Raw genomic sequence first — 5433 nt, 5'->3', positions numbered from 1 at the left:
GTCTTGCCCACCACCGCGAAATTGAAGCCGGCGGCCTGGAGATGCCCGACCGCGCCGTCGAACTGGTCGAGCAATGCCGTGCAGGAGGGGCATGGCTGGTCCTGCCGGGCGAGCTTCGCCGTGCCGCCGCTGGTCGCCACCTCGCGCTTTTCCTGCGGATGGCGCGGGAACATCATGTTGTAGAGGATGAGCGAGTCCTTGCCGGGCGCGAACAGCTCCGACAGCTTTATCTTTGCAGGCCTCCCATCGCCGTCCAGCCCGTCGAATTCATAGTCCTGGCGGATCAGCCCGCCCGGCGGCAACGCGCGCCGGGCCTCGGCGACCTCTTCCATGGCGCGGCGCAGCTCGATTTCCTTCTTCAGCAATTTTTCGCGCGCGGTGCGGTATTTGGCGGATTCATTGGGAAAGGTGATCATGATCGGCTCCTTCAAGTCGCGGCGCCGGCGTCCCGGCGCGGTTGCTCTGCGACCCAAGGACGTTCGGCAGCGATCGGTCCCGACATTTATTGCGCATGGTGAGATGTCGTAATACCTGTTCGGGCAGCGTGATCCGGGGAACAACATGCACGACGGCGAGATCGATCTGCGCTGCCCGCAAGTGGTGGCCGACAATGCCGCCAAGGGCCTCAGGCTGCGCGGCGAGTTCGGCCGTGGCGGCACCGAGATCGGCGTCGCCCGAGCCACCGAGCTGAAGAACCGGGAAAAGCTCGCGCCCTCCACCATCCGCCGCATGGTCAGCTATTTCGCCCGCCACGAGGTCGACAAGCGCGGCAGGAACTACGGCAATGAGCAAAACCCTTCGGCCGGTTATATTGCCTGGCTGCTGTGGGGCGGCGACGAAGGCCGCGCCTGGGCGCTGGAGCTCAAGCAGAAGATCGGCAACGCGCCGGACATCTGAGGACTCGTCCCTCACCCCTTGACCCCGCCCGCGGTGAGGCCGGAAACGATTTTGCGCTGGAAGATCAGGACCAGCACCACCAGCGGCACCGTGACGATCACCGAGGCGGCCATGATGTTGCCCCATGGGATCTCGAACTGCGAGTTGCCGGAGAGCAGCGCGATCGCCACCGGCACGGTCCGCTGTGCGTTGTTGGAGGTGAAGGTCAGGGCAAACAGGAACTCGTTCCACGCGCCGATGAAGGCCAGCAGGCCGGTGGTTGCCAGCGCCGGCCACATCAGCGGCAGGAAGACCCGGGTGATGATGAGCCACGGCGTCGCGCCGTCTAGGATCGCCGCCTCCTCGACCTCGACCGGCAGGTCGCGGACGAAGGTGGTGAGCACCCAGACGGTGAACGGCAAGGTGAAGATCATGTAGGAGAAGATCAGCGCGAACAGCGAATTGTAGAGGCCGAACAGGCGGACCAGTTCGAACAGCCCCGCCAGCAGCGCCACCTGCGGGAACATCGACACCGACAGGATGATGAACAGCAGGGCCGAGCGGCCGCGGAATCGAATGCGCGCCAGCGCATAGGCCGATGTGACGCCGAGCAACAGCGAAAGCGCAACCACCGCGCCGGAGACGAACAGCGAGTTCAGCAAGTTGCGCACGAAGCTGCCTTCGGTCAGCACATTCCGGTAGTTGGCGAGGCTGATCGTCGTCGGCCACAGATCGGCCCGGAACAGGTCGGTCCCCGATTTCAGGCTGGTGACGATGGCATAGTAGAACGGGAACACGGCGACGAAGACGATGACCGCGACCAGCAGGTAAAAGGCCGTGCGCTTCACGATCCACATGTCAGCGGCCTCCGTCCAGCCTGATCCGGCCGATCCGGATGGTGACGATGGTGAGCAGAGCTAGGATCAGGAAGAGCAAGGTCGAGGCGGCGGAGCCATAGGCGAACTTGTCGAACTCGAACAGGTTCTCGCGGGCGAACACGGACATCGACTTGGTTTGCACATTGTTGGGCGTCAGCACATAGATCAGGTCGAAGATGCGCAGCGCATCGAGCGCGCGGAAGATCACGGCCACCATCAGCGCCGGGCGGATCAGCGGCAAGGTCACCCGCCAGAAGATCTGCCAGGGGTTGGCGCCGTCGAGCCTGGCGACCTCGATGATCTCCCTCGGCAGCATCTGCAGCGCGGCCAGGATGAGCAGCGTCATGAATGGTGTCGCCTTCCAGATATCGACGATGAGGACGGCCGCCATCGCCGTGTCGGCGTTGGCCGTCCAGGCGATCTTGTCGCTGATCAGGCCGAGGTTGAGCAACACGACATTGATGATGCCGAACTGGTCGTTGAGCATCCATTGCCACATCTTCGCCGAGACGATCGTCGGGATCGCCCAGGGGATCAGGATCGCTGCCCTGACGATGCCGCGGCCGGCGAATTCGGCGTTGAGAACCAGGGCAACGATCGTGCCGAGGATGGTCTCGCAGGTCACCGAAATCACCGTGAAACGCACCGTGTTCCAGACGGCACGCCACCAGACCGGGTCGACGAGCAGCCCGTCATAGAGGGTCCGGCCGCTCGGCATATGCAGCACCGAGAAGTAATTGGCGAAGCCGACCCATTGGCGCGCGTCGAGGTCGGCCAGCGAGGCGTCGGTGAAGCTGAAATAGACCGTGCGGGCGAGCGGCCAGCCGGCCGCCCCGGCGAGCACCAGAAGCATCGGCGCCAGGAAAAGCCACGCCGAGCGAACGCGCTGTGCCGTCAACGGCGATGGCCGACGACGAACAGCCTGTGTCTCCGACGCCGCACGGGCGTCGGTCCCTGTCGGCACTGTGGTCACCAGCCGTTGCCCTTCAGCTTGGTCAGCATCGCTTCGAGGTCGGCTAGATTGTCGGCGGCGGTGCCGTCGCCCGAGAGCGTGTTGTGAACGGCGTTCCAGAACTGGCTCGACGCCTCGTTGTATTTGATCCTGGTCGCGGCCGACGGGCGCGGCACCGCATTGAGAAATATCTGCTTCCAGCGCGGAATAATCGGGTGCTCCCTGGCAATGTCGGCATCGTCATACAGCGCCTGGATGGTCGGCAGGTTGGACGTCTTCAGCGCGCGGTATTTCTGCATCGCGGGCGAAGCGATGAACTTGACCAGCCCGATCGCGGCATCCGGATGCTTCGAATGTTTGGAGACGGCGAGATTCCAGCCGCCCAGGGTCGCGACCGGGCGCGCGCCGTCGCCCGTGCCGGCCGGCAGCGGTGCCACGTCGAACTTGTCCTTGATCGGCGAGCCCTCGCCGTTGCCGAGCGCATAGGCATAGGGCCAGTTGCGCATGAACACCGCATTGCCTGTCTGCCAGACGCCGCGCGATTCCTCTTCCTGGTAGGCGAGTACGCCGGGCGGCGCGATGGTCCCGACCCAGCCCTTGATCATATCGAGCACCGCCGCCGCTTTTGGATTGTTGATGGAGATGGAACCGTCCGGCTCGATGATCTGGCCGCCGCCATTCGACATCACCCATTCGAGCGCGTCGCAGGTCAGCCCCTCATAGGCGTTGCCCTGGAAGACGAAGCCCCAGATATCCCGATTGCCAGCCGCACGCTCCTTGTCCATGACCAGCCTGGCGGTGTCCGCCAGTTCCTTCCAGGTGGCCGGCACCTTGGCGCCATATTTGTCGAGGAGATCCTTGCGGTAGTAGAGCGCCGGCGCATCGGTGAAGATCGGCAAGGCGACGAGCTTGCCGTTGACGGTCTGTGACTGGATGATCGATGGAAAATGCTCGGCCACGACGTCCTTGGTCGCTGCGGTCAGATCCACGAGCTGACTGGCGAGCTGCGGTGCCCAGATCACGTCCGTCTGGTAGACGTCGATGTCACTGTTTCCGGCGGCGAGCCAAAGCCGGTACTGGCCGAACTGGTCGGTCCCGGACGTCGGCATGACGACGATGCTGACCTTGTTGCCGCTGTCTTTCTCGTAACGGTCGAGGATCTCGCGCAGCACCTTGATGCCGTCGCCGGTATCGCCCGACACCATCGACAGCTCGACGGCCCGCGCCGGCGTGCCAGCCAGGATGGCAGTGACGCCGAGCGCCAGGAATGCGCGAGAGAGTTTCATAATGGTGAATGTCCCTCCGCAGCCGGCCGCCGAAAATCCTCCCACCCGCCGGCAGCTTGTCAGGCCCTCACCTCCCATTGAATGCGAAGCGGCGCTTTTGGGTTCCCAAATCGCGCCGTTCCTGCGTGGGGCGACACCCATCAGGGTGTGTTGAGATTCAGGTCAGGCCGAGTCGAAAATGGTGGTTTCCGAGAACCGGAGCGGAGCGTACTTTTGGGTACGTGAGCACCGGAAGCGCAGGAAGCCATCATTTGCAGGCCGGCATCACCTGAATATCAGCACACCCTAGCCTTCCCAGGCGACAGGCATCATGCCCAGCCGCTCATAGAGCCGGACGGCGGTGGGATTCTCGACCGTGTTGGTCTTGAGGTCGACATGATCGGCGCCGCGTTCGCGAAAAACGGCGAAGGCGTGCCACATCAGCGCTTCGGCAACGCCCTTGCCGCGAGCCTCGGGATGAACGGCTAGATCCTTGACGAAGGCGCGGGTCCAGCACAGTGCCGCTGCCGCCAGCCGGCCCTTGGCGTCGATGACGAGGAAGCACAGTGCCGGGTCGAATTCGGGATCGTCGGCGATGCGCGGCCACCACTCATCGAACGGACCGTCGGCGCCGTCGTCGAACACTTCGGTCAACAGCGCATGCAGGGGCAGCGCATCACCGGGCTCGAAGCTGCGCATGACAAAGCCGTCGGGCCAGTGCGGCGGAACCAGCGTCTCGTCGAGGATCTTGCGCAGCCGGATGTCGTTGAGAGCCGGCGGGCGCGGTTCAGGCATCGCGCTCAGGCGTCGGGCTGCAGGCGACGGCGCTGGCGGTCGCGGCCAAGGCCGGTCGCCTCGAGCAGGCCCTTGCGCTTGGCGTCGTAATAATAGCCGGTCTGGTAGAGCCAGTCGGCCTTCTTGGCGTTGCCGCCGGCCACCAGCCAGGCGCCGCGCAGATATTTCACCGCGTATTTCAGATTGGTATCGGCATCGAACAGGCCCTTGGCCGGCCCGTCATAGCCCATGCCGCGCGCCGTCGCGTGTTTGATCTGCATCAGCCCCCAATGGCCGTTGTTGTAGGCTTTCGGGTTGAAGGTGCTCTCGCGGTTGACGACATGGCGCACCAGATCCACCGGCACCTGATAGATCGCCGCATATTTCTCGATCAGCCGCTCGACATCGCCACGCACGCCCGTCGCGTGTTCTTCTTGCACGGGCCCTGCCGGGAACTGGACCAGGGCCGCCGGGTTCTGCGGCACGACATAGGCGACCTGCTGGACGCCGGGCATGCGATCGCCCTTGGCGGTTGCCGGCACGACCAGCCCCGCGGTCGTGTAGGCCTCGGCCGCCTTGACCGGCTTGCTCGCATTTGCTGGTGGCGGCGCCTGCCAGGCATTGGCGGCCATCACCGCGGGCGCGGCTGGTGCCATCGGTGTCGATCCGGCAAAAGCGGCGGTCGCCG

The 5433-nt window shown here is 64.6% G+C and carries 7 protein-coding genes; 1 reads left to right on the top strand and 6 read right to left on the bottom strand.

Going from position 1 to position 5433, the window contains the following annotated elements; translation table 11 throughout:
• Nucleotides 1–416 (bottom strand): DUF899 family protein (locus EN964_RS22935; protein WP_164767052.1); only part of this gene is annotated, 416 nt, incomplete at its 3' end.
• Between the two features lie 145 nt (nucleotides 417–561).
• On the opposite strand from EN964_RS22935, the gene EN964_RS22930 reads away from it, so the two are divergent.
• A complete protein-coding gene (locus EN964_RS22930) occupies nucleotides 562–897 on the top strand; it encodes a hypothetical protein (RefSeq protein WP_127270438.1) in 336 nt (111 codons plus the stop codon).
• Between the two features lie 11 nt (nucleotides 898–908).
• Here the strand turns inward: EN964_RS22930 and EN964_RS22925 are convergent, their stop codons facing one another.
• From EN964_RS22925 to EN964_RS22905, 5 genes are all read right to left on the bottom strand, one after another.
• Complete coding sequence (locus tag EN964_RS22925) at nucleotides 909–1733, bottom strand: carbohydrate ABC transporter permease (RefSeq protein ID WP_127270437.1); 825 nt, start codon at nucleotides 1731–1733, stop codon at nucleotides 909–911.
• Between the two features lies 1 nt (nucleotide 1734).
• Nucleotides 1735–2607: a carbohydrate ABC transporter permease gene (locus EN964_RS22920; RefSeq protein WP_236382911.1), complete on the bottom strand. Its 873-nt coding sequence runs from the start codon at nucleotides 2605–2607 to the stop codon at nucleotides 1735–1737.
• A 116-nt stretch (nucleotides 2608–2723) separates the two neighbouring features.
• Nucleotides 2724–3992, bottom strand: a complete 1269-nt coding sequence (locus EN964_RS22915; protein WP_127270435.1) for an ABC transporter substrate-binding protein — start codon at nucleotides 3990–3992, stop codon at nucleotides 2724–2726.
• A gap of 285 nt (nucleotides 3993–4277) precedes the next feature.
• On the bottom strand, nucleotides 4278–4766 hold the full coding sequence (locus EN964_RS22910; protein WP_127270434.1) for a GNAT family N-acetyltransferase: 489 nt from the start codon (nucleotides 4764–4766) through the stop codon (nucleotides 4278–4280).
• A gap of 5 nt (nucleotides 4767–4771) precedes the next feature.
• The coding region (locus tag EN964_RS22905; RefSeq protein ID WP_164775940.1) for a lytic transglycosylase domain-containing protein at nucleotides 4772–5433 on the bottom strand (662 nt) is incomplete at its 5' end.

Source organism: Mesorhizobium sp. M7A.F.Ca.CA.001.10.2.1, assembly GCF_003998575.1.
Taxonomy (GTDB): domain Bacteria; phylum Pseudomonadota; class Alphaproteobacteria; order Rhizobiales; family Rhizobiaceae; genus Mesorhizobium.
This window is presented reverse-complemented; position numbering and strand designations above follow the sequence as displayed.